Origin of the sequence: Polynucleobacter sp. CS-Odin-A6 (genome assembly GCF_018882095.1) — a bacterium.
Taxonomy (GTDB): domain Bacteria; phylum Pseudomonadota; class Gammaproteobacteria; order Burkholderiales; family Burkholderiaceae; genus Polynucleobacter.
This window is the reverse complement of the sequence record NZ_JACVPD010000001.1, coordinates 724433-747147: the sequence shown is the minus strand read 5'-3', so window position 1 is coordinate 747147 and position 22715 is coordinate 724433. Positions and strand designations below refer to the sequence as shown.

The following is a 22715-nucleotide window of genomic DNA, read 5'->3' as shown; positions in this document are numbered from 1 at the left end:
TTACCCATAGTCATTCAATGAAATTCAACAGCAATTCAACATTAATTCAAGTTTAAATAAGCCGCAAGATTTTGCCTATTTTATTGCGGGGGACTGTCGCCTTGGGAATATCAGGCATCTCAAACCAAGTATCGACCTCTTGCTCAAAGCCAACACCATGCATAAAGTTGTAAATGGCTTTCTTGAGGCCCAGCCCCAGAAGATCATGATCTACGCCACTCGGATCTATAAATGCCACATCATTCTTAGCAAAACTAATTTCTGGCAACGGTACTAAAGAGATGCCGTAGTCCCGTGGATCTTTGCCCACTGGTGAGTGCACTGTACAAGTAAAGCGATGGAAGAAGCCACTCTGAATACAGCCATTCTCAAAGAACTGGCGAACGTATTCCAAGGCATCCACAGTCTCTTGGACTGTTTGCGTTGGGAAGCCATACATCAAGTAGGCATGTACCAAAATCCCCGCATCTGAAAAGCCCTTAGTCACTTGTGCTACCTGCTCTACTGAAACACCCTTTTTCATGAGATCAAGCAATCTGTCAGAAGCAACCTCTAGGCCACCCGACATAGCAATACAGCCACTTTGCGCCAACAACTCAGATAGCTCTGGGGTAAAGGTTTTTTCAAAACGGATATTGCCCCACCAAGAAATAATCACCTTGCGACGGATCAACTCTTCAGCAAGGGCTTTCAGAATCTTCGGAGGTGCTGCCTCATCCACAAAATGAAATCCCGTCTGGCCAGTCTCTGCAACGATGGCTTCAATTCGATCAACCAATAGGCTCGCTGAAGCGGTCTCATAACGCGCAATGTAGTCCAGGCTCACGTCACAGAAACTACATTTTTTCCAATAGCAGCCATGAGCAACGGTAAGCTTATTCCAGCGTCCATCACTCCACAGGCGATGCATTGGATTGAGCATATCCAAGAGAGACAAATATGAATTGAGTGGAAGACCATCCCAGGTAGCAGTGCCCACATTTTCAAACGGCACATCGGGCTCTTGCCAATTTATGTAGCGTACTACTGTGTTGGCATTGCGGATAAATGTCCGCACCAGCCTTTCAGCCGAACGCTTGCCATTCAAATGCTCGATCAGAGCAAGCAAGGGTCGCTCACCGGAATCAAGAGTGATGTAATCCACAAAATCAAAGATGCGGGGCTCTGTGAGCTCACGCAACTCAGTATTGACGTACCCGCCACCCAAGCCAATCTTGATAGCGGGGTAATGTAGTTTGATGGTTTGAGCAATTCTCAAAGCAGCATACATTGCACCTGGAAATGGCACTGATAACAATACTAAGCTGGGTTGATGCTTATCTATCACTAATTGCGTCAACGCTTGAAGATGCGAGTCCATTAAGGTTGGACTTACAGCTAAGGCGTCTGCTAATGGGGTAAAGGTGGGCTGGCTACCCGCTAAGGATTCTGCATAACGCACAAACTCAAAGCGCTCGTCCACAGCATCTCGTAAGACATCGGATAAATCGTTAAGGTAAAGAGTTGCCAGATGGCGTGCCCGATCCTGAGAACCTAATGCACCAAAGGCCCATGCCAATGAATCCCCACCCTCTTCTTCATCATAGGCATCTAAGGATGCAAAGCGCGGCCCCTCTGGCAATAAGGCGCGACTATTAATGCGATGGGCCAGAGTGCTATCTCGCCCCTGTAAAAATCTAATAGCCAATGCAATGCTATTTTGGTAATCAGAAAAATAATCCAGAAAGAAGTTCACGCTAGCACTACGATTCTCCTCAGGCAACTGTAATGCAGTATTCTGAATCTCTGCTAAACCTTCTGGCGTAAAGAACCCAAGGACAAGGGCTAGGGCTAAGTCCTCCTGAACCGCATCAAAGTCTTGTGAGCGCAAAAAACCCGTGAGATACGCAGTAGAGGGATATGGCGTATTGAGCTGCGTCATCGGCGGAATCAGGCTGAGAATCTTCATGCTGTTTTTTAACGTTTCTCGCCGTGAGATTCCAGCAAACTCAATTCTTCAGAGGTAAATCCTGCTTGCTGACGGGCTTCAAGATTAAATGGCCCCCTTAATGTTGGCGCATGATATTTTCTGGCTAATTCTCTATAAGCAATAATTGGCGATACCTCATTGCCAGCGCACAAGTAATTGAACCAACGATTACCGATGAGCACATGGCCAATTTCATCATGGAGAATAATTTCTAAAATTTCTACAGCGCGGTCATCTTTAATTTGCTTGAATCGATCTCTAATTCCTGGAACGGCATCGAGGCCTCTGGCCTCCATAGTCCTTGGGACTAAGGCCATTCTGGCAATTACTGAATCTGTGGTTCTCTCCACCATTTCCCACAAGCTATTGTGTGCTGGAAAATCACCATAGCTAAATCCAAAAGACTGAATATGTTCATTGACTAAGCTGAAATGATAAGACTCTTCTTTAGCAACCTTTAACCAATCTTCATAGTATTCCTGGGGCATGTTCGGGAAACGCCAGATTGCATCCAAAGCTAGGTTCATGGCATTAAATTCAATATGCGCAAGGGAGTGCCAAAGCATTGCCCTGCCTTCAACTGTATCCATTCTTCTCTTGGGGGCCTGCAAAGGTGGAACTAATTCTGGTTTGGCTGGGCGACCAGGTAGCTCTAGACTTTGACAATCCAATACTGCAGAAACATTTAGGGCAACCCGTTGATGCTGATACTCATCAAACAAATGATGTAGCTGACTTACCTTGAACCGAGGATCCGTATTTGCCAGTATTCCAAGGGTCGTTTCCCGCAACTCAAGCATGGAGACAGAGATTGAGGGAGTGAGATTGAGGCGAATAAATTAAATCCATATAAATCAATATTGTACGCAGGTATTGCTGATCTAATCACAGGGCTAATCAGCGCACCCTATCCCGCTCATTTGTAGGATAGCGTTACACCAACTCAAGCTGTAAATGATGCAAGAGGTCAATAAAAGGAAAGGGATGTTTGATCGATCGAGCTAGATATAGATTTTTAGCTAGACGAACATTCTTTTTCACAATGCTATTTATGGCATGAACAGTCTTTTGCCAGTCTTAAGGTCATGCGCGAACCCTTCAATCGCTGAACCAAAACCAAACCATCCTGGTCATGAGACCACCAAGGGCCTAATACTTTCCATTCATCAATTGTGCAGGTGGGATGGTCGGATTAATGACTTCAACTGGTGGTGGCGAAATAAATTTAGATTTAACCAAAGGTCCGCCCTTACGCCATAGCTCAGGATATTCTTCTTGCATGCTGACACCATACAAAGGTTTATAGGCGCCTTTGTGACAAGTTGCACAACCAACTTTTGGACCATCACCAAACTCTCCCAACCGATTATCTGGCAGCAGCTCACCAATAGGAATTAAAAAGTGCTGGTTTAAGTCACGTACCATCCGAATACCATACCAAGCAGTTGTTCTTTGAGGAGGGCTGAGGTCCCAGCTTCCAAAAGCTTGCGCATGGTGACAGTAAGTGCAATTTACCCCTAAAGACTTGGCCATATAGATCATCAGGGCATAAGTCTGCTCTGCTTTAGGAACGCCATTTTTATTACCGCTTGGTAACGGAGTAGTGCCTTGAACCCGGATTGGATTTTCTCTAATAAGGTACTCAGACAACGGATCGTAAGGTAAAGACGTGTTTGCGTTCGTCGCAATACCAGGGGTATTTTGATTACGTTTATGCCCCAAAAATTTAGGCACTTCTTTTTCATTAATTCGAGAATACCAATCGCCAGAGGGCACTGCTTGACCGCGGTGGCAAGTCCAACAAGTAACCCCGGTGTTCCCCACATGGCTTTTCCAGTCGTTATTAATACGACGTGTCATGATCAACATTTGACGGGCTACTATCTTGGTGTACTTTTCATCCGATGCCATATTGTTCGTATTGTGGCAATAAGTACATCCCTCTTCCGGAGCAATCCATTCTGATAAGGCCCCCATTAAACGAGAGAACTCGAGGACAGTTAGATCATCTAAAACTTGTACATTTTTATATTTGCTTCGAACCGTCGGTAAACTTGGGTCTGGATCATCAATGGGATCTGCGTCAGGAATTGCATGGAGATCTTTTACTGCAGCGAGCTCAGATGCTTTGTAAATTTGTACCATGGAAGTGCCGCGATAGCCGCGCTGTACCGTATCGGGGCTTTCATTAAAGAATGATCCTACAAATAGCGCACCAAAAAAAATGCCCGCAATAACAATAAAGACTTTGATCATTCCCATGGATGCGTCTTTCTAAGCCTTTAAAAAAAGAAAATCATTTCCACCGATATGGTCAGAAATGATCTCCGTCAACCAATTGAAATTCAAAAAAAATAGCGTGTAAGAAATTAAGCCGCTTTTTTAGCCTTAAAGTTCTTACACCAACCGGTAGAAGGCACTGATCTCTCAAAGAAAGAACAATCGCCATAAGATAGGTCGCCTTTACCAGACCATAATTGGCAGCTACTGCATTTCTGTTCAGCCGTCCAGCGCTTGTATTTAGCTGAATCAACATCTTCTGATTTCAAACGAAAGCCCATAGATTTGCCATAGCTATCACTTTCAGTGAGCTTTTCATAAGCAGCAAAAGACGATTGGGAGCCCAATGTTAAGGTTCCTAAACCTGCTACTACTTGCATAATAAATACTCTACGTTTTTGTTCCATTACTACTGTCTCCTCATTCACTATAAATTTGAGCTGATTAATGATCAGTCTGCTGTTTTTACTAAACGCACATAATGCCGTGCATTGACATTCGATAAAACTAGGCCTCCACTGCCAAAATCCATCGCATAAGCCTTTAATTCCGGACCATCAACTAACTTAGAAGACGATGTCCAAAAAGCGCTTGGTGCTGTATCTGGAAAAGCACTTAAGTTAATCCTGGGATTTTTGCAGCGCAGATCAACGATCATGGCAATTTCTTTTAGTGATGGCAAACGCCAATCGTTATAGAAGTATTGCGGATCTTGATTTACTTTTTGCACTGCTTGTTTTGCATTCTCCCAATTCAATTTTTCCGGATTGCCTACACAGATTCCATTTTTCCAACTCTGCCCTAAAGCACAGCGCATCCAAATTAACTTCGCTCTTTTATCAACAACTGTGCCATCCTCTTGGTCTTCAAAGTATTGACTTGAAAATTGCGGGGTGGGTTGATTGCAAACTTGTTGAGCATAGACAGGCGTGACGAATACAAAACAAAAGAGTGGGATTAACCACTCTTTTGATCTCATCACTTAGTATCAAATCCAATTCCAGAGGGCTTAGATGGGAAACCTTTTCCGTACTTGACTGCAATCGGAGTAGTTTGCGCCGTTGCTAAACCTGGAGCAACTGGCTTACCGCGATGCATTTCAAACGCGTAGGCCATCATTGCCAACATCTCATCTCCATCTGGATTCAATGCTTTGCCTGCTTGTGGATTTTGAATGCACCAGTTAGACATCTGTTGCCATGTCACCACTCTATTCATGCTTGAATTCCACTTAGGAAAAGTTTGTGGATTAGAAGCAGCAGCATCAGGGTGGCAATTTCCACAAGCCAGCCCGTTTGCCTGCATCGTTGGATTACTTCCATGCCAGAGGTTGTAACCTTCCTCAACCAGCTTCAGACGAGCGGCATTTTGCTGCTCCAACTCTTGTTTAGTAAAGGGCTCTCGAGCGATTGCAGATCCAATTGAAATCGCTGATATAAGAATCGACGATAAAGCATACTTAGTAATCGATTTATTCATTATGTTTAGGCTTTCATATTTTTCAAGAAAGGTGTCAATGAATCAGCGAATGGCTGATAAGTGATGATCTTAGGCTTATTTCCACCCTGCACTTCCACAGATAATGATCCCATACCATCTTGCTCATTACCTGGGTCAGCACGATACTGCTGGCTCTCAGGATATTTGAGGGCAACTGGTGGGTAAGGCCATGGCCATGAAGTACTCATCGCGCCAATCGAGGTCATATTGCCAATCTTGTTGTAAACAGTCTGATGCACGTGACCGTGAATCGATGTCACATTAGCAAATTTACCCAAGATTTCACGAATCTGTGGTCCATCTACTGTTTGGAAATTCCAACGTGGGTAGTAATCCCATAGCGGTGAGTGAGTAAACACGACTACTGGTGTATTCGATGGCAAATTGGCGACGTCTTTTTTGAGCCACTCTAGCTGCTGAGGACCAACACCCCACAGGCCGCCGATAGGACCTTCTAACATCTCCATCGCTTCCATACGCTCTCTTGCTGACATCTGTTTTGCAGTCCAGAAATCAGGAACTAAAATCGAGTTCATGCCAATGAAATGAACGCCCTTGTGATTGAAGGACCAATAATCCTTACCATCATGACCCATCACGCCTTTCCAGACTTTACCCATATCCACATACCAATCATGCTCTCCAGGAATAGAGATCAATTTTGGCTTTAACTTGGATAGGATTTGCTTACCCTTAACGATCTGATCTTCAGTGCCGTTTTGGGCAATATCGCCGCCGAAAACAACGAAGTCAGGCATGACTCTCATACTGTTGACTTGGTCAACAGCATCTTCTAACTGTCGATCAAATTTGTGATCCACACCGCTATAGAGGTGCGAATCAGTAATGTGTGCGAAGCGGAAAGGCTGGGTATTTGATTGGGCATGAACCAAATCAAAAACACCTAAATTGATGCCTGCTGCACTAGCAACTAAAGTAGATAGACCGGCTTTACCAGTCAATCCTAGGAAATTACGTCTATCGTTATTACTGTTTTTAAAATCACTCATCTTTGTTACCCCTATTAGGATTACATTAAAATTTAAATCTTTAAATGCTGCTCTGCAGCACTTAAATAGCTATCTTTCTATATTTGTATTTTTCTTGGGGAAGGCGCTAATAAATATAGTGATAAACCATTAAAATTAATAATATGTTATGTTATTCATATAAGTTCTAACTAATATATCTATGACTGCGTACACATTAAAGCAAATTAAGACTTTTCATCGGGTAGCAACACTGCAATCGATTTCGAAAGCAGCAAGTTCACTATTTGTTACTCAACCGGCAGTAACTCAACAGATCCAACAATTAGAGGAGGCTTTTGGCCTACCCCTGATTGAGCCCTTTGGCAGAACCATTCAGCTCACAGAGTCAGGAAAAATATTTTTTGCTCTCAGCGAACGGGTAATAGCTAGCCTAAGTGAGATGGAAAGTTCGATGGCTAGCCTGGTCAATCTACAACAAGGCCATATCCGCCTTGGGATAGTGAGTACTACAAAATATTTTGTACCAATGCTCATCATGGAATTTAAGAAGGATTACCCGGACATCACTTTTGATCTAAAAATTGCCAATCGAGAGACGATGATCCATTCGCTGAGAAATAATTTAGTTGATCTCGTAATTATGGGAAGACCGCCTAATAAGATTGAATATGACGCCATTTCATTTATCACCAATCCCTTAGGCATTGTCTCAGGCGAGAAATATCCAATCAAAAGCAGGCCTCAATACACCCTAGAGGATTTAAAGCATGAAAAATTCATTGCCCGCGAAGAGGGATCGGGCACACGACTGCTGATGGAAAAAATCTTTGGGGATCAAGGAGTCAAGCCTGAAGTCTTTATGAGTATTGATAGCAATGAAATGATTAAGCAATTGATATTAGCCAATATGGGTTTGACCTTTATCTCACTCAGAGCGGTTCGTCGAGAGCTAGAGGCGGGCTTACTCAAACTCATTAATGTAGAGGGACTACCTTATGTAGGGCACTGGTACATCATGCATCGAACTGAAAAAAAATTATCGCCGTCGACGGAAATTTTTAAACACTTCATCATGGAAAAAGCAGAAGACCTAGTTAATCAATAGTCCTCTATCAAGCCCATCAATATCAACGCAATTTTTCACAGGGATCTTTTCTGTCCATTGTGGAGGTAAACCAGACATAGTCTGCCTTCTTCGACAGCTGTTTGGCTTTCACTAATAATTTCTGGGGATCGCTAATACCCTCATCCTCAATATAAATCACGCTGGCAAGCGATACCTTCGGATAGTTCGCTCTAATTACTTGTGGCACACCAATATCATTCCAAGCATGGCCATTGCCAACAATCAAAATAGACGGGGCATATTGAATAGCTTCATATGCCAAGCTGGCATCACGAGCTCGCTGTACTTGCGCCATTTGAGGAATTTTATTTTCAGGAAAAAGCCCGCAGTGCCCATCCTGTATTTCTTTGTGAAGTTTTTTTTGAGATGCATCAGATAAGGTTGCCCGCTCTAGTAATAACTTTAAATGCGCTGGAGCAGAAGCGCCATTGCTACTATAGATTTCCTTACCAGCGCTCGAACTTAAGCTCCCACCCCTCAGCGATAGACCCGATGAAGCAATTGCTGAAAATAAAGGTTCATGAGTAGGCCAAACCCAGGACTGGGGGTTAAAGCCTGCATTGGTGAGTGATCTCTCCAAAGAAGCATCGAATTGAACTGCATTACCAGCATCTAAATGCTCTACGATGATGCTAGTGAATACTTGGTCTTTCTTGCCACCACTTGCGACCTTCCGGAAATCACTAATCTCATTAATTAATTGTCCATGGATACGATGATGCTCCACGTTATCATGAACCTCACCCAAAATGATGACGTCTTTTTGTGATAGTTGCGCTATCAATGCCCCTTTAGAAATCGCCTTAAGACTAGTCAGGGAAAATATTGGCGGCTCACTTTTGACCATCACTTTGTCAGCCCAAGATACAGGGGCATGGAAGGTAAAGAGGAAAGCGAGCAATACTTGAAGAAATCTAAAGGGGAGGATATTGATCATCATTGATGAACTATATCAATAGACCAAAGAAGCCGCAGAACCCTTAATTAGAGTAATGCTAAAAAATCCTCATCATCATTGAGGAGGTTTTTCATTCCCACTCGATTGTGGCCGGCGGTTTTCCACTGATGTCATAGACCACCCGATTAATGCCTCGCACTTCATTGATGATGCGGTTGGAAACTTTGCCTAATAAGTCGTGAGGTAGATGAGCCCAATGCGCCGTCATAAAGTCTTGTGTTTGAACCGCTCTGAGAGCGACAACGTATTCATAGGTTCTGCCGTCACCCATGACACCAACGGATTTGACGGGTAGGAATACGACAAAAGCCTGACTAGTTAGGTCATACCAAGACTTTTGACTTGCCTCATCGATCGTGTTGCGCAGCTCTTCAATAAAGATTGCATCAGCACGTTGTAGCAAGCTAGCAAATTCTGCTTTTACTTCACCGAGAATACGAACACCAAGCCCAGGTCCCGGGAACGGATGGCGATAGACCATCTCCCTCGGTAAACCTAATGCAACGCCAAGTTCGCGCACTTCATCTTTAAACAATTCACGCAGGGGCTCGAGTAACTTGAGATGCATATCTTCGGGTAAGCCGCCGACGTTGTGGTGACTCTTAATCGTATGCGCGCCCTTCTTCCCTTTGCCGGCAGATTCAATGACGTCGGGATAAATTGTGCCTTGTGCTAACCACTGGGCATTCTTAATTTTTTTTGATTCAGTTTGAAAGATTTCTACAAATTCTTTGCCGATAATTTTGCGCTTGGCTTCAGGGTCAGCAACACCTGCCAGCTCAGACATAAATTTGTCTTTGGCATCCACTCGAATTACTTTGACACCGAGATTGCGAGCAAACATCTCCATGACCATATCGCCTTCATTAAGACGCAGCAAACCATGATCTACAAATACACAAGTGAGCTGATCACCGATCGCCCGATGAATTAATGCGGCAGCGACACTCGAATCTACCCCACCAGATAAACCCAGAATGACTTCCTCATTCCCAACTTGTTTACGAATATGCTCGACTGCTTCAGCGATGTAATCGCCCATCACCCAATCGGGCTTACAATGACAAATCTCATGCACGAAGCGACTCAAGATAGCCTCACCTTGCACGGTATGGGTGACTTCTGGATGGAACTGAAATGCATAAAAACGCCGCTCTTCATCAGCCATGCCTGCAATGGGGCAAGAATCTGTTGACGCCATTAACTTGAAGGCTGGCGGCATCGTCGTTACGGAATCGCCATGACTCATCCACACCTTCAGCATCCCATGGCCTTCGCCAGTGGAAAAATCTTGAATACCCTTAAGCAGATTAGTGTGGCCATGAGCGCGTACTTCGGAATAACCAAACTCGCGGGCTTTACCTAAAGACTCAGCAGAAGCAACTGCGCCACCCAATTGGGTTGCCATGGTTTGCATGCCGTAGCAAATGCCCAAAACAGGAACACCTAATTCAAATACGATTTGCGGTGCACGCGGACTACCTTCTTCGGTAACAGAGCTGGGACCACCAGAGAGAATAATTCCCTTGCCGCCCTGCTCTTGAATAAATTTGCGGATGAATTCTGGATCGCAATCGTAAGGATGGATCTCCGAATAGACGCGGGCATCACGCACGCGTCTCGCAATCAGTTGGGTGACTTGTGAACCAAAGTCGAGAATCAGTATTTTGTCGTGCACTTAAGGAATAGCCTTAATCAATATGGTAATTTGGCGCTTCCTTAGTGATCTTCACATCATGAACATGCGACTCGCGTACGCCTGCCGATGTGATTTCCACAAAATTTGCTTTTTCATGCAGCTCATCAATGGTCGTGCAACCCAAATAACCCATGGATGAACGAATGCCGCCAGTCAATTGATGCAAGATGGCAAGTACGCTACCTTTGTAAGGCACTTGTCCTTCAATACCTTCCGGTACTAGCTTCTCCGCATTGGCTGCACTGATATCACTCTGGAAGTAACGATCTGCTGAACCATCTGCCATCGCGCCCAAGGAGCCCATGCCACGATAACTCTTGTATGAACGACCTTGATATAAGAACACTTCGCCAGGCGCCTCTTCTGTACCCGCAAACAGGCCGCCCATCATGACCGAACTGGCACCAGCAGCTAAGGCTTTAGCAACGTCCCCAGAATAGCGCACACCACCATCCGCAATTAACGGAATGCCAGTGCCCTTCAGTGCAGCAGCCACATTCACGATGGCACTAATTTGCGGAACACCAACCCCAGCAACAATACGAGTCGTACAAATAGAGCCTGGGCCAATACCTACCTTCACACCATCAGCGCCATGATCAGCTAACGCCTTAGCAGCATCGCCAGTAGCAATATTGCCACCAATGACTTGGACATGAGGATAGTTCTTCTTGACCCACTTCACTCGATCTAATACGCCCTGGCTATGGCCATGGGCTGTATCAACAACGATGACATCGACGCCCGCACGAACCAATAGCTCAATACGTTCATCATTATCAGGACCAACACCAACAGCAGCGCCTACACGCAACTTGCCTTCGCTATCTTTACAAGCATTCGGGTGCTCAGTGGCTTTCAAAATATCTTTAACGGTGATGAGGCCGCGCAACTCAAACTTATCGTTCACCACCAACACACGTTCCAAGCGATGTTGACTCATCAAACGCTTTGCTTCGTCCAATGAACAACCTTCTTTAACTGTGATCAAGCGCTCACGTGGCGTCATCTTCGACTTGACTGGCGCATCTAAGTCTTCCTCAAATCGCAAGTCGCGATTGGTGATGATGCCCACAACTTCTTTACCTGTCAGCACCGGAAAGCCGGAAAAACCATGTTCACGTGAAAGATGAATCACTTGGCGTAAGGTGTCATCAGGACCGATCGTGATGGGATCACGCAGGACGCCGGACTCATAGCGCTTGACCTTAGCCACTTCTCTAGCCTGCTCTGCAGGCTTCAGATTTTTATGAATAATGCCAATGCCACCCTCGCTGGCCATTGCAATTGCTAAACGGCCTTCGGTCACGGTATCCATCGCAGCGGACACCAATGGTGTATTGAGTGAAATATCTCGAGTTAACTTACTTGCCAGACTGGCATCTCGAGGGAGTACCGAAGAATAAGCCGGCACGAGGAGCACATCGTCAAAAGTGAGTGCTTTTTGAATGAGTCGCATGCAAAACCCCTAGTCACAAAAATCGATTATAGCCTTCTAGCCTTTCTTTTAGCTGCAGCCGCCTGGAATTTGGCATCCTGATTCTGATTGGCCTTCTTTCTGCGGACGGCTTTAGGATCAACCAAGAGTGGTGCATACAGCTCCAAGCGGTCTCCCTCATAAAGCGGGCTATCCCAGTCCTTGCGCTTACCGAAGACGCCAAAACAGCCTTTTCTAGCAATTTTTGGGTCATCAGCTGCAGTGGCAATGCCCGCTTTTTGAAGAGCTAAACCTACTGTTGGGCTGTCTTGAGGGCCTAATTCCAAGGTAAAAGAGGTTAACTTGGGATCGCCTTCTCTAGCATCACAGATAATGATCTTCAAAGCTTCTGGGGGTCTATTGCCCATCAAGGTCTTCAGCCCGCTTCACAAAGCAATCTACAAAAGTACCTGCTATATGGCCAAAAACAGGGCCGATGATCTTATCTAGGACCACGTTTTTAAACTCCCAGTGGAGCTTAAATTCGACCTTACAGGCATCCTCCTTTAGGGGGATGAAGTTCCATTGCCCTGAAAAATGCTTGAACGGGCCATCCACAAAGACCATATCAATGGTCTCGGGGCGATGATTGATGTTTCGGGTATGAAAGTACTGATTGATACCCTTAAAGTGAATATTGATTTTGGCATCCAGAACGGTCTCCGTTTGCTCAAAAATTTCCACTCCGCCACACCAGGGCAAGAACTCAGGGTAGAGAGCCACATCAGTCACTAGGCCATACATGCGGTCAGCTGATTGCCCAATTAAAACGGTCTTGTAGACGTCTGCCATAATCGATCTTGAGAGCTAAATAAATATGAGTATCGTCGATAACAAAAAAGCCTTCTTTGATTATTTTATCGAAGAACGGTTCGAGGCAGGACTCGTACTGGAAGGCTGGGAAGTAAAGGCCATCCGCGCTGGTCGCGTGCACGTCAAAGAAGCGTATGTCGTCATCCGTCAGGCGGAGCTATTCCTGATTGGCTGCCATATTACCCCCCTACTTTCAGCCTCTACCCATATTGTTCCTGACAGCACGCGCACGCGCAAACTCCTACTAAATGCGATTGAGATCAAAAAACTGATTGGTAAGGTAGAGCAAAAGGGCTACACCCTCGTGCCCCTGAATTTACATTTCTCCAAGGGCAATGTGAAATGCGAGATTGGCCTAGCTCGAGGCAAGAAACAGCATGACAAGCGTGCAGCCACCAAAGAGCGCGAGTGGGAAGTCCAAAAGGGACGCATTGCTAGGGGCGATCTCAACGCCTGAGCAGGGAACGGGGAAAGCTCAGACTAAAGCAAAAGGCCTAGATGATGAATCTAGGCCTTTTTTATTACAGCTCTTAATCGGCTGGATTGATTACGACTCTTTCTTGCCCAACATTTCCCAAGTTGCTACGACGCTATCGGGATTCAGAGAGATCGAGGTAATACCCTTAGCCACTAACCAACGGGCAAAGTCTGGATGGTCTGATGGGCCTTGACCACAGATACCCACATACTTGTTTTGCTTCAGACAAGCCTCAATTGAACGGGCGATCATGAACTCTACTGCTGGGTCACGTTCGTCAAAATCAATGGCCAGTAATTCCATGCCGGAGTCACGATCCAATCCCAGCGTTAACTGAGTCATATCGTTTGAACCAATCGAGAAGCCATCAAAATGCTCCAGGAATTGATCAGCCAAAATGGCGTTAGATGGAATCTCGCACATCATGATCAGGCGTAGCCCGTTTTCACCACGCTTCAGACCTAACTGCGCCATCATGTCGATCACACGCTCAGCCTGCTTAATGGTACGCACAAATGGCACCATGATCTCGACGTTATCTAAGCCCATGTCTTCACGAACACGCCTCATAGCAGCGCACTCTAGGGCAAAAGCTTCACCAAAGTCAGCCGATACATAACGGGATGCACCTCGGAATCCCAGCATCGGGTTCTCTTCGTCCGGCTCATAGCGTGAACCGCCAATCAGCTTCTTGTATTCATTAGACTTAAAGTCAGACAAACGGACAATGACCGGTTTTGGATAGAAGGCAGCAGCAATAGTAGCAACCCCCTCAACCAGCTTATCTTCATAGAATTGACGAGGACTGGCGTAACCACGAGCTACGCTTTCTACAGCGCGCTTCAGGTCCGGATCGATGTTGGGATATTCCAAGACCGCCCGTGGGTGCACACCAATGTAGTTATTGATGATGAACTCGAGACGAGCTAAGCCAACACCCGCATTCGGGATTTGACAGAAATCAAACGCCAACTGAGGGTTACCAATATTCATGGTGATCTTGACTGGAATCTCTGGTAACACACCACGAGACACTTCAGTCACTTCAGTCTCGATCAAGCCATCATAAATATGACCTTCATCACCCTCTGCACAGGAAACCGTGACCATCATGCCATCCTGCAAATGCTCAGTAGCATCACCACAGCCTACGACTGCTGGAACGCCTAATTCACGGGCAATAATTGCGGCGTGACAAGTACGGCCACCACGATTGGTAACAATTGCGGAAGCCCGCTTCATCACAGGCTCCCAGTTGGGGTCTGTCATATCGGCAACCAACACGTCACCTGGTTGAACGCGATCCATCTCGCTAGGATCACGAATTACTCGTACTGGACCAGCACCAATCTTTTGACCAATTGCACGGCCTTTGGTCAGAACCTTAGAGCTACCTTTTAACTTGTAACGCATCTCGACTTGACCAGCAGCCTGGCTTTTCACTGTCTCAGGGCGGGCTTGCAAAATGTAGATGCGGCCATCTTGACCATCTTTGCCCCACTCAATGTCCATCGGACGACCGTAGTGTTTTTCAATGATGACTGCGTATTTTGCTAACTCTGTAATATCAGCATCCTCCAAGGAAAACCGATTGCGTTTTTCTGGGGCAACATCAACTGTGATGACCTTCTCAGCTGAACCTACAGGAGCAAATTGCATCTGAATCAACTTTGAACCTAAAGATCGACGAATAATCGCCTTCTTATCCATTGCGAGAGTGGTCTTAAAAACATAGAACTCATCTGGGTTCACAGCACCCTGTACTACTGTCTCGCCAAGGCCGTAGCTTGAAGTAATAAATACAACATCTTCGAAGCCCGACTCAGTATCGAGAGTAAACATCACACCAGCAGCACCGAGGTCGGAACGTACCATCCGCTGAATACCAGCAGACAGGGCTACTTCAGCATGCGCAAAGCCCTTGTGAACTCGGTAAGAAATCGCACGGTCGTTGTACAAAGACGCAAATACTTCGCGAATCTTTTTCAGAACATCATCAATGCCTTCCACATTCAAGAAAGTTTCTTGCTGACCAGCAAATGAGGCGTCTGGTAAGTCTTCTGCTGTTGCAGAAGAGCGCACTGCAAAAGAGCCTTTGCCAGAATCATCTAATTTTTTAAATGCCGTACGAATCTCTTCATCAAGACGCGCCTGAAAGGGAGCAGTCTCAATCCAGCCACGGATTTCTTTACCGGCTTCCGCTAGTGCACGGACATCATCAATATTGAGATTCTCTAAACGCTTCTGAATGCGCTCAGTCAAGTTGTTATGCTCTAAAAAATCCCGAAAGGCTAAGGAAGTAGTTGCAAATCCAGTAGGCACACGCACACCCGTGGAAGACAACTGAGAAATCATTTCACCTAAAGAAGCATTTTTTCCACCGACTGACTCTACGTCAGTCATCCGGAGTTGCTCAAAAGGTAAAACATAGGCATTTGCTACATCACTACTCTGCTGTTGTTGGTTGGACATAAAATACTCTCAAAAGATAAGGAAACTGGTCGAGCGGCCGAATACAATACGGCATACTTCATTAACTATCTATTGTAGTGCTGACAACGACTGTTAGGCCATCCTCATGAGTACCCAAAGTATCCAAACCCGCATTGTTTTTATTGTTTCTGACGGCACCGGCATCACGGCTGAGAACTTCAGCCAGTCGATTTTGGCTCAATTTGAGGCCTCTTTTAAGCACATTCGTGTGCCTTTTGTAGATGAGCCTAACAAGGCCCATGATGCGGTTTCTAGCATCAATCAGGCGGCCTCAAAATATGGAGTTCTACCGATTGTATTCACCACTTTGGTGAATCCCGAACTGAATGCGATTGTCAGCAAAGCGAATGGACTCATTTTGGATATGTTCCAAACGTTCGTCGCACCACTGGAGCATGCCTTAGGCATCAAATCCACCCATGCAATGAACCGCCTCCACCATAATGCGGATACCGAGGCCTACAAAAACCGGATTGAGGCAATTAATTACTCCTTAGCGCACGATGATGGCCAATCCAATAAAAACTTAGCTGAGGCTGATGTCATTCTCGTGGGGATATCACGGGTCGGTAAGACACCCACCAGTCTTTACCTGGCAATGCAGTATGGCATGAAGGCAGCAAACTACCCCTTGATTCCCGAGGACTTTGAACGCGGCCAATTACCTAAAGACTTGATACCCTATCGCAGTAAGATTTTTGGGCTCATGATTGATGCCGAGCGCTTATCAGAAATCCGCAATGAGCGACGCCCCGGCAGTAACTATGCCAAACTCGAAAACTGTCGCTATGAAATAAATGAAGCCACAGCCATGATGAAAAAACAATCCATTCCTTCGGTAGTGACTACCAGCAAATCTATCGAAGAAATTGCCACCACCATATTGCAATCCATGAAGTCAGATAAAACGATACTAGGCTAGAAAATATTTTTCTGATATCCGCTTGCGATTTATAGCGGTCATTAGTTGGCAAGAAAAAAATATTGGGGGTGCCAACCCATGACGACCATATCTATTACAGATAACATCAAATTCTACCGGTGATCAACAGGATGACCAGAATTAAGAACAGCAAGCCTAATCCTCCGCTCGGTCCATATCCCCAATTCATGCTGTAAGGCCATATTGGAATGGCGCCCAGTAACATCAGGATTAAGACTACTAACACAATGGTTCTTAACATTTGAGATTCCTTTCAGCAAGTCAGCGCTATCAATGTACCTCGTCAATCACCACCATGATTGTTCGGTATCCGACATAGTGAAAGTATTTCTGTCTGTCGCCGCATTATTTCGATTGCCACTAATGGTCAAAATGAGACCATCACAAGAAGACTGCCTGCTAAGCGCGTCTTACCCTTAGGGTCTCAAACAAACATACTGCTGCAGCCGTGGAAACATTGAGAGACTCTACTCTTGGGTCAATCGGAATGGAGACTCCTTTTGCTTGGGCCATCAAATCGGCAGATACGCCGTGACCCTCGCTACCCATTACCCAGGCAACCGGATGAATTAATTCCTTACGCATGTGAAAGAGCTCTAACTCACCATCAGCAGTAGTAGCATACAAAGGCGCGGTCACTGCACTTAGGACTTGCTGGATTGACCAACCTTCATAGAGATCGAGTAAGCGATGGGCGCCCATACCAGCGCGCATTACTTTGCTAGACCACATGTGTGCACATCCCGTCAGCGCAATCACCTGAGTAAAGCCAGCGGCTGCGGCAGTTCTGAGAATGGAGCCGACATTACCGGCATCTTGAATGCGATCCAGAATAATCACATCACCAGAAATGGTAGCGACAGACTTCTGAGGATTTAGAACGTTTTCCGGGAGATCTAATAAGCCCGCGAGCTGGGGGGCATTCACTAAGTCACTAAGCAAATCCCATAGGCCTTTGTCTAGTTGATATACCCGTGTGTCAGGGCAGATTTCTACATGGTCGTAAACAGCTTCGGCAATCTCGGGATTTTGTAAACCCAGCTCAGAAGTAATCAAAAACTTCAGCGCTGGATCGCCTACCCAGGTTTGTACTAAATGAATACCTTCAAGCAAAGCCTGGCCAGTTGTAAATCGGGCCTTTTGACCCTTAGGGCCAGTAGCCTGTAACTGACGAATCTCTTTAAATAAAGAATTGTCTTTTGAGGTGATGAATTCAATTTTCATTAGAGAGATTATCGGCTATGCAGCGCTAGGACATTACGAACTGGGGAGAAGCTACGACGATGCTGGTCGCAGGCGCCAAATTCTTTTAAGGCATTAAAATGGGCTTGTGTTGGGTAGCCCATGTGCTGGGCAAAACCATACTGTGGGTGAAGTTCATGTAAAGCCATCATTTGACGATCACGCGTTACCTTAGCCAAGATCGAGGCAGCGGATATTGCAGGCTCTTTGGCATCACCCTTGACTATAGCTTCAGCCGATATAGGAAGCTCCGGACAACGATTACCATCGATTAATGCCTTATCTGGCCAGGCGCCCAAACGGGCAGTCAAATCTTCAATCGCTCGGCGCATTGCCAGCATGGTTGCCTGCAGGATATTAATCTCATCAATCTCTGCCGGACTGGCTTCACCAAGACCCCACGCTTTTGCTTTTCGTTGAATCTCTTCAAACAAAAACGCTCGTCTTGTAGCGGATAATTTCTTAGAGTCTTTCAAGCCGGTGATGGGGTTTTCTGGGTCAAGCACGACTGCACCAGCAACCACTGCGCCAGCTAAGGGGCCCCGCCCCGCTTCATCTACACCACAAACCCAAATCACACTCACGAGCTAATCCGTTTTTTTCCTGCGGTAATCGTTTGCATTACAGCCTGAGCAACTAAAAGACCCGTTGGTCTACGTAAAGTCTCATGCAACTCCGCAAAACGGGTTTTCAGTTGATCGACTTTATTGGCATTCTTTAACCATAGCAATAGCGCCTCAGCTAGCTTACTTGGAGTAGCATCGTCTTGTAGTAACTCAGGGACAACAAATTCTCCACACAAAATATTGGGGAGGCCTACATAAGGCAAGTAACCCTGACGTTTCATAATTTGCGCAGTCAGCCAAGGCACCTTATAAGAAATCACCATGGGCTTTTTCCAGAGCGCCGCTTGCAAGGTAGCGGTACCACTCGCAATCAATACAACATCAGCAGCTTCGAGAACAGCATCCGCCTCGCCATCAATCAAATGAATATCCAGATTTGGGTTTTGCTCTAGAGTGTTTTTGAGCAACATCTCAAGCGGCTCGCGCAAACGCGGTGTAGCTACTGGAATCACAAAGTGCAAAGACTGTCCCTGCATTCGCTTGGCAAGCTCTGACATGGTGTTAAAAAAGATGGGGGCAATCAGCTCGATCTCAGAACCACGACTACCTGGAAGCACTGAAACAATAATTCCATCCAGCGCATGGGCTGGCAAACGGAGGATTTCTTTAATTCTTTGTTTAGCGGATGCGGGGTTTGGCTCCAAAGGAATTTCACTGGCTAGTGGGTGTCCTACATAAGTCGCACTCATACCAGCACGCTCGTAAATCTCGGTTTCAAAGGGGAAGATGCAGAGCATTCTGTCGACCGCTTGCTTAATTTTACTAATGCGCCCTGCCCGCCAAGCCCAAATAGAAGGTGATACAAAATGGAGCGTAGGGATACCCGCCTTTCGCAAAGCCAACTCAACCCCGAGATTGAAATCTGGTGCATCAACGCCAAGATATATATCTGGGCGACCCTCACCCAGTAGATTAGTAATCAGCTCTTTACGAAGTTTCAAGATGGCAGGAAGCTGTTTGATCGCCTCAACGTAGCCACGGACACTGAGCGTCTCCATAGACCAATCTGAACGGAGGCCCTCTGCCTGCATGCGTGGACCACCAATCCCATAAACCTCTAGATTTGAAGTATCTGGGATTTGTTTTAATGCACTCAGTACTGGTGCAGCCAATAAATCACCCGAAGGCTCTCCGGCAACACAAGCAAGTTTAGGCACTAGACTCGCTCTATCGAACAATGCCGCGCGTTGAGGCGGCAATAAAGTCATGGAATTCAGTCAGTTTTTCTGCGGTAGCGGCATCAGCTGCGCTCGCAATGACCATCTTCTGAATCTCGACCTTAGCTTCTTCAAAGCTCAGGCCATCCTTGTAAAGTACCTTGTATGCCTGACGTAACGCAGCAATCGTCTCGCTTGAAAAACCACGACGCTTGAGACCTTCCACATTAATGCCATGCGGAGACGCTTTATCGCCTGCCGCAATCACAAATGGCGGAATATCCTGTACCAGCGCAGAAGCACCCCCAAGCATGGCATGCTGTCCAATGCGTACAAACTGATGAACGCCGGACATACCACCCATAATCGCCCAATCTTTTACCTGAACGTGACCCGCAATTTGAGCGTTGCTTGAAAAAATCGTATGGTTGCCAATTTGACAATCATGCGCGATATGAACATAGGCCATGATCCAGTTGTCATTGCCAATGCGGGTAATACCTTCATCTTGGGCTGTGCCAGTATGGATTGTGGTGAACTCACGAATCGTATTGCGATCGCCTATGATCAATTGAGTGGGCTCTCCGCGATATTTCATATCTTGCGGAGGACCACCAATTGCTGCGAAATGCGCAAAAATATTCCCCTGGCCAATCGTGGTGCAACCCTCGATCACGGTATGAGAGCCGATCTTACTGCCAGCGCCAATTTTCACATTAGGCCCAATGACTGAATAAGGGCCAATCTCCACATCGCTGGCGATTTCAGCTTTGCTATCAACTACAGCAGATGTATGAATCCGAGTCATTACGCACCTTTCGTCCGAACAGCACAAGTGATGTTGGCTTCAGCTGCAAGCTCACCATCTACCATAGCCTGTACTTGAAACTTATAAATACCTGCACGCTCTCGCTCTAATGTAGCCGTCATGATCAATTGGTCACCAGGCAAAACAGGTCTCTTAAAGCGCGCGGCATCAATACCAGCAAAGTAATAAATCGCATCCTCAGCGCGCTCTTCTGAGAATGTTAAAAGAGCTGCAGTCTGAGCCAGCGCTTCAATAATGAGCACGCCAGGCATGACTGGAAATTCAGGGAAATGTCCTTGAAAGAACGGCTCGTTCATCGTGACATTTTTAAGTGCAGTAATACTTTTGCGAGGCTCAATCTCCAGCACGCGATCCACTAATAAAAAAGGGTAGCGATGCGGTAACAACTTCAATATTTGATTGATGTCGATAGCGATAGGTTTACTCATATATTTACCTGCTTAATAAAGTGTCTAGATTTTTTAATGTAAGGTCACAGTGAACTGATAGCGCGTTTTCTGAGTATGGATACTTACTCTTTTAATTCTGAATCTCTGGACTTCTCCAGCAAACGTAAGCGTTGGCGTATTTTATCGAGACCGCGCAGAATGGCTGCATTTTTCTCCCAAGCACTATGGAGCATCGAGGGATAGACTCCAGTGTAATGCTGGCCGGGCTCGGTAATAGAGCGAATAATCGACGTATTACCCGATACCGTTGTTCTATCTGCAATTGTGAGATGTCCAGCAAAATTAGAGGCGCCGCCAATAATGCAGAAGTTACCGATTTTGGTACTGCCAGAGATGGCTGCACACCCTGCAATGACGCAACAATTTCCGATAGTCACATTATGGGCAATTTGTACTTGATTATCAATTTTTGTACCTGCACCGATGATGGTGTCACTCATAGCACCACGGTCAATCGTTGTTGACGCACCAATTTCCACATCATTACCAATCACCACAGCGCCGGTTTGCGGGATCTTTACCCACTCAGCGCCGCTAGCCGAAAAGTCAGGTGCAAAACCAAATCCATCAGCACCAATCACTGCCCCACTATGAATAATGCAACGTTCACCAATGGTAGTCTCCGAATAGAGGGATACATTAGGATAAATCAAAGTATCACTACCGATGCTAGAATTTCTGGCGACTGAGATATTGCCCAGCAAAGTGATACGCTCACCCAGCTTCACCCCAGGACCAATCTGAACAAATGGTCCTATATGACAAGAGGCAGGAACGATTACAGAGATATCGATTGCTGCACAAGGATGAACACCAGGCGCATAAATGGGCGCAGATGCCTTTGCAAAATGTTGGGCCATTCTGGCAAAACTAGCATAGGGATTCTTCGAGACAAAATAAACCCGTTGCGCAGAATGTGCGCCAGGGTTTGCCTTTAGAAAATCTAAATCGGCTTCATTAACAATCAACGCACCAGCAGCACTATCACTCGCCTGCTGTCGATACAGTGGATTAGAAAGAAAAGAGATTTGGCTAGAACAGGCTCGTTCAAGCGGGGCGAGTCCGTGAAACACCAGAGAGCCATCCCCCACCAAGCTTACTTGAAACTGTTCGGCCAGCTCAATGGCGGTAGGCATACGACTTACTTGAGACTATTCAAAGCCTTGATGACATCATCAGTTACGTCAATCTTTGGATTGGCATAAGCTGGATCTTGAATAATGACATCAATTTTTCTTTGCTCAGCGATTTGCTTGAGCGCTTGATTTGCTTTTTCAGCAATCTTGGCGCGCTCTTCAAAGTTTCTCTGATTCAGGTCTTCGGTATATTCACGCTGCTTGCGCTGGAGTTCACGATCCTGATCAGACAACTCACGTTGACGACGCACGCGATCCGCCTCAGACATCACCGCTGAATCACGGTCCAATTTTTCAGCGGCAGATTTAATTTTTTGAGCGCTGTCACGAATTTCATTTTGACGCTTCATGAACTCGTTCTGCAACTTGGTTTGGCTTGCTTTAGCCATATTCGATTCGTTAAATACTTTTTCAACGTTAACGGCAGCAACTCGAGTACCAGCATCTTGTGCAAGCACCTGAGGCGATGAAAAAGCAAAAGTAATGGCAATTAAGCCAAATTGAACCCATTGAGAAGATTGACGAAGCTTCATGACGCTTTCCTTAAA

The 22715-nt window shown here is 45.9% G+C and carries 24 protein-coding genes; 3 read left to right on the top strand and 21 right to left on the bottom strand.

Annotated elements, in window-relative coordinates; translation table 11 throughout:
- Positions 1–52: 52 nt before the first annotated feature.
- The 7 genes from ICN15_RS03800 to ICN15_RS03770 form a co-directional block, all read right to left on the bottom strand.
- Positions 53–1948, bottom strand: a complete 1896-nt coding sequence (locus ICN15_RS03800; protein ID WP_216201305.1) for a radical SAM protein — start codon at positions 1946–1948, stop codon at positions 53–55.
- A gap of 8 nt (positions 1949–1956) precedes the next feature.
- Positions 1957–2769 carry a ferritin-like domain-containing protein gene (locus ICN15_RS03795; protein WP_216201304.1) on the bottom strand — a complete coding sequence of 271 codons (813 nt, stop codon included), beginning with the start codon at positions 2767–2769 and terminating at the stop codon, positions 1957–1959.
- Positions 2770–3118: 349 nt separating this feature from the next.
- Complete coding sequence (pufC, locus tag ICN15_RS03790; RefSeq protein WP_216201303.1) at positions 3119–4231, bottom strand: photosynthetic reaction center cytochrome PufC; 1113 nt, start codon at positions 4229–4231, stop codon at positions 3119–3121.
- 107 nt (positions 4232–4338) lie between these two features.
- Positions 4339–4656: a high-potential iron-sulfur protein gene (locus tag ICN15_RS03785; protein WP_216201302.1), complete on the bottom strand. Its 318-nt coding sequence runs from the start codon at positions 4654–4656 to the stop codon at positions 4339–4341.
- A 44-nt stretch (positions 4657–4700) separates the two neighbouring features.
- Positions 4701–5228: a DUF1566 domain-containing protein gene (locus ICN15_RS03780; protein WP_216201301.1), complete on the bottom strand. Its 528-nt coding sequence runs from the start codon at positions 5226–5228 to the stop codon at positions 4701–4703.
- Positions 5228–5728, bottom strand: a complete 501-nt coding sequence (locus ICN15_RS03775) for a c-type cytochrome (protein WP_216201300.1) — start codon at positions 5726–5728, stop codon at positions 5228–5230. Before ICN15_RS03775 ends, ICN15_RS03780 begins: the two co-directional genes overlap by 1 nt.
- 5 nt (positions 5729–5733) lie before the next feature.
- Positions 5734–6759, bottom strand: coding sequence for a metallophosphoesterase (locus ICN15_RS03770; protein WP_216201299.1), 1026 nt, complete (start codon positions 6757–6759; stop codon positions 5734–5736).
- 181 nt (positions 6760–6940) lie between these two features.
- Between ICN15_RS03770 and ICN15_RS03765 the strand changes: the two genes are divergently transcribed.
- A complete protein-coding gene (locus ICN15_RS03765; RefSeq protein WP_216201298.1) occupies positions 6941–7846 on the top strand; it encodes a LysR family transcriptional regulator in 906 nt (301 codons plus the stop codon).
- 22 nt (positions 7847–7868) lie between these two features.
- Here the strand turns inward: ICN15_RS03765 and ICN15_RS03760 are convergent, their stop codons facing one another.
- From ICN15_RS03760 to ICN15_RS03740, 5 genes are all read right to left on the bottom strand, one after another.
- Complete coding sequence (locus tag ICN15_RS03760) at positions 7869–8807, bottom strand: ChaN family lipoprotein (RefSeq protein ID WP_216201297.1); 939 nt, start codon at positions 8805–8807, stop codon at positions 7869–7871.
- 88 nt (positions 8808–8895) lie between these two features.
- Positions 8896–10503: a glutamine-hydrolyzing GMP synthase gene (guaA, locus tag ICN15_RS03755; protein ID WP_216201296.1), complete on the bottom strand. Its 1608-nt coding sequence runs from the start codon at positions 10501–10503 to the stop codon at positions 8896–8898.
- Between the two features lie 13 nt (positions 10504–10516).
- Positions 10517–11983, bottom strand: coding sequence for an IMP dehydrogenase (gene guaB / locus ICN15_RS03750; RefSeq protein WP_216201295.1), 1467 nt, complete (start codon positions 11981–11983; stop codon positions 10517–10519).
- Positions 11984–12009: 26 nt separating this feature from the next.
- Entirely contained in the window at positions 12010–12369 is a 360-nt protein-coding gene (locus tag ICN15_RS03745; RefSeq protein ID WP_216201294.1) for an RnfH family protein, read from the bottom strand.
- Positions 12359–12793 (bottom strand): type II toxin-antitoxin system RatA family toxin, encoded by a 435-nt coding sequence (locus ICN15_RS03740; RefSeq protein WP_216201293.1) that lies wholly within the window; start codon positions 12791–12793, stop codon positions 12359–12361. Before ICN15_RS03740 ends, ICN15_RS03745 begins: the two co-directional genes overlap by 11 nt.
- Before the next feature lie 25 nt (positions 12794–12818).
- On the opposite strand from ICN15_RS03740, the gene smpB reads away from it, so the two are divergent.
- Positions 12819–13271, top strand: a complete 453-nt coding sequence (smpB, locus tag ICN15_RS03735; protein ID WP_046330447.1) for an SsrA-binding protein SmpB — start codon at positions 12819–12821, stop codon at positions 13269–13271.
- A 90-nt stretch (positions 13272–13361) separates the two neighbouring features.
- On the opposite strand, the gene ppsA is transcribed toward smpB, so the two are convergent.
- The gene (gene ppsA / locus ICN15_RS03730; protein ID WP_216201292.1) at positions 13362–15764 is read right to left on the bottom strand and encodes a phosphoenolpyruvate synthase; all 2403 of its coding nucleotides are present in this window, start codon (positions 15762–15764) and stop codon (positions 13362–13364) included.
- Between the two features lie 106 nt (positions 15765–15870).
- Here ppsA and ICN15_RS03725 point away from each other — a divergent pair, with 106 nt between their 5' ends.
- Positions 15871–16707, top strand: coding sequence for a pyruvate, water dikinase regulatory protein (locus ICN15_RS03725; protein WP_216201291.1), 837 nt, complete (start codon positions 15871–15873; stop codon positions 16705–16707).
- Positions 16708–16813: 106 nt separating this feature from the next.
- On the opposite strand, the gene ICN15_RS03720 is transcribed toward ICN15_RS03725, so the two are convergent.
- From ICN15_RS03720 to ICN15_RS03685, 8 genes are all read right to left on the bottom strand, one after another.
- The gene (locus tag ICN15_RS03720) at positions 16814–16969 is read right to left on the bottom strand and encodes a DUF3309 family protein (RefSeq protein ID WP_216201290.1); all 156 of its coding nucleotides are present in this window, start codon (positions 16967–16969) and stop codon (positions 16814–16816) included.
- Between the two features lie 158 nt (positions 16970–17127).
- A complete protein-coding gene (locus tag ICN15_RS03715) occupies positions 17128–17952 on the bottom strand; it encodes an RNA methyltransferase (RefSeq protein WP_216201289.1) in 825 nt (274 codons plus the stop codon).
- 8 nt (positions 17953–17960) lie between these two features.
- Complete coding sequence (rnhB, locus tag ICN15_RS03710; protein WP_216201288.1) at positions 17961–18554, bottom strand: ribonuclease HII; 594 nt, start codon at positions 18552–18554, stop codon at positions 17961–17963.
- Complete coding sequence (gene lpxB, locus ICN15_RS03705) at positions 18551–19804, bottom strand: lipid-A-disaccharide synthase (protein ID WP_216201287.1); 1254 nt, start codon at positions 19802–19804, stop codon at positions 18551–18553. Before lpxB ends, rnhB begins: the two co-directional genes overlap by 4 nt.
- Positions 19764–20561, bottom strand: coding sequence for an acyl-ACP--UDP-N-acetylglucosamine O-acyltransferase (gene lpxA, locus ICN15_RS03700; RefSeq protein WP_216201286.1), 798 nt, complete (start codon positions 20559–20561; stop codon positions 19764–19766). The genes lpxB and lpxA overlap by 41 nt, the downstream gene beginning before the upstream one ends.
- A complete protein-coding gene (gene fabZ, locus ICN15_RS03695) occupies positions 20561–21010 on the bottom strand; it encodes a 3-hydroxyacyl-ACP dehydratase FabZ (protein WP_216201285.1) in 450 nt (149 codons plus the stop codon). The genes lpxA and fabZ overlap by 1 nt, the downstream gene beginning before the upstream one ends.
- Positions 21011–21093: 83 nt before the next feature.
- Entirely contained in the window at positions 21094–22167 is a 1074-nt protein-coding gene (lpxD, locus tag ICN15_RS03690; protein ID WP_216201284.1) for a UDP-3-O-(3-hydroxymyristoyl)glucosamine N-acyltransferase, read from the bottom strand.
- A gap of 5 nt (positions 22168–22172) precedes the next feature.
- The gene (locus ICN15_RS03685; RefSeq protein ID WP_216201283.1) at positions 22173–22700 is read right to left on the bottom strand and encodes an OmpH family outer membrane protein; all 528 of its coding nucleotides are present in this window, start codon (positions 22698–22700) and stop codon (positions 22173–22175) included.
- Between the last annotated feature and the right edge of the window lie 15 nt (positions 22701–22715).

Excerpts from the sequence above, each read along its gene's own strand:
- ICN15_RS03800 (WP_216201305.1), bottom strand. The coding sequence starts at position 1,948 with ATGAAGATTCTCAGCCTGATTCCGCCGATGACGCAGCTCAATACGCCA.
- ICN15_RS03795 (WP_216201304.1), bottom strand. The coding sequence starts at position 2,769 with ATGCTTGAGTTGCGGGAAACGACCCTTGGAATACTGGCAAATACGGAT.
- pufC (WP_216201303.1), bottom strand. The coding sequence starts at position 4,231 with ATGGGAATGATCAAAGTCTTTATTGTTATTGCGGGCATTTTTTTTGGT.
- ICN15_RS03785 (WP_216201302.1), bottom strand. The coding sequence starts at position 4,656 with ATGGAACAAAAACGTAGAGTATTTATTATGCAAGTAGTAGCAGGTTTA.
- ICN15_RS03780 (WP_216201301.1), bottom strand. The coding sequence starts at position 5,228 with ATGAGATCAAAAGAGTGGTTAATCCCACTCTTTTGTTTTGTATTCGTC.
- ICN15_RS03775 (WP_216201300.1), bottom strand. The coding sequence starts at position 5,728 with ATGAATAAATCGATTACTAAGTATGCTTTATCGTCGATTCTTATATCA.
- ICN15_RS03770 (WP_216201299.1), bottom strand. The coding sequence starts at position 6,759 with ATGAGTGATTTTAAAAACAGTAATAACGATAGACGTAATTTCCTAGGA.
- ICN15_RS03765 (WP_216201298.1), top strand. The coding sequence starts at position 6,941 with ATGACTGCGTACACATTAAAGCAAATTAAGACTTTTCATCGGGTAGCA.
- ICN15_RS03760 (WP_216201297.1), bottom strand. The coding sequence starts at position 8,807 with ATGATGATCAATATCCTCCCCTTTAGATTTCTTCAAGTATTGCTCGCT.
- guaB (WP_216201295.1), bottom strand. The coding sequence starts at position 11,983 with ATGCGACTCATTCAAAAAGCACTCACTTTTGACGATGTGCTCCTCGTG.
- ICN15_RS03745 (WP_216201294.1), bottom strand. The coding sequence starts at position 12,369 with ATGGGCAATAGACCCCCAGAAGCTTTGAAGATCATTATCTGTGATGCT.
- ICN15_RS03740 (WP_216201293.1), bottom strand. The coding sequence starts at position 12,793 with ATGGCAGACGTCTACAAGACCGTTTTAATTGGGCAATCAGCTGACCGC.
- smpB (WP_046330447.1), top strand. The coding sequence starts at position 12,819 with ATGAGTATCGTCGATAACAAAAAAGCCTTCTTTGATTATTTTATCGAA.
- ppsA (WP_216201292.1), bottom strand. The coding sequence starts at position 15,764 with ATGTCCAACCAACAACAGCAGAGTAGTGATGTAGCAAATGCCTATGTT.
- ICN15_RS03725 (WP_216201291.1), top strand. The coding sequence starts at position 15,871 with ATGAGTACCCAAAGTATCCAAACCCGCATTGTTTTTATTGTTTCTGAC.
- ICN15_RS03720 (WP_216201290.1), bottom strand. The coding sequence starts at position 16,969 with ATGTTAAGAACCATTGTGTTAGTAGTCTTAATCCTGATGTTACTGGGC.
- ICN15_RS03715 (WP_216201289.1), bottom strand. The coding sequence starts at position 17,952 with ATGAAAATTGAATTCATCACCTCAAAAGACAATTCTTTATTTAAAGAG.
- lpxB (WP_216201287.1), bottom strand. The coding sequence starts at position 19,804 with ATGACTTTATTGCCGCCTCAACGCGCGGCATTGTTCGATAGAGCGAGT.
- lpxA (WP_216201286.1), bottom strand. The coding sequence starts at position 20,561 with ATGACTCGGATTCATACATCTGCTGTAGTTGATAGCAAAGCTGAAATC.
- fabZ (WP_216201285.1), bottom strand. The coding sequence starts at position 21,010 with ATGAGTAAACCTATCGCTATCGACATCAATCAAATATTGAAGTTGTTA.
- lpxD (WP_216201284.1), bottom strand. The coding sequence starts at position 22,167 with ATGCCTACCGCCATTGAGCTGGCCGAACAGTTTCAAGTAAGCTTGGTG.
- ICN15_RS03685 (WP_216201283.1), bottom strand. The coding sequence starts at position 22,700 with ATGAAGCTTCGTCAATCTTCTCAATGGGTTCAATTTGGCTTAATTGCC.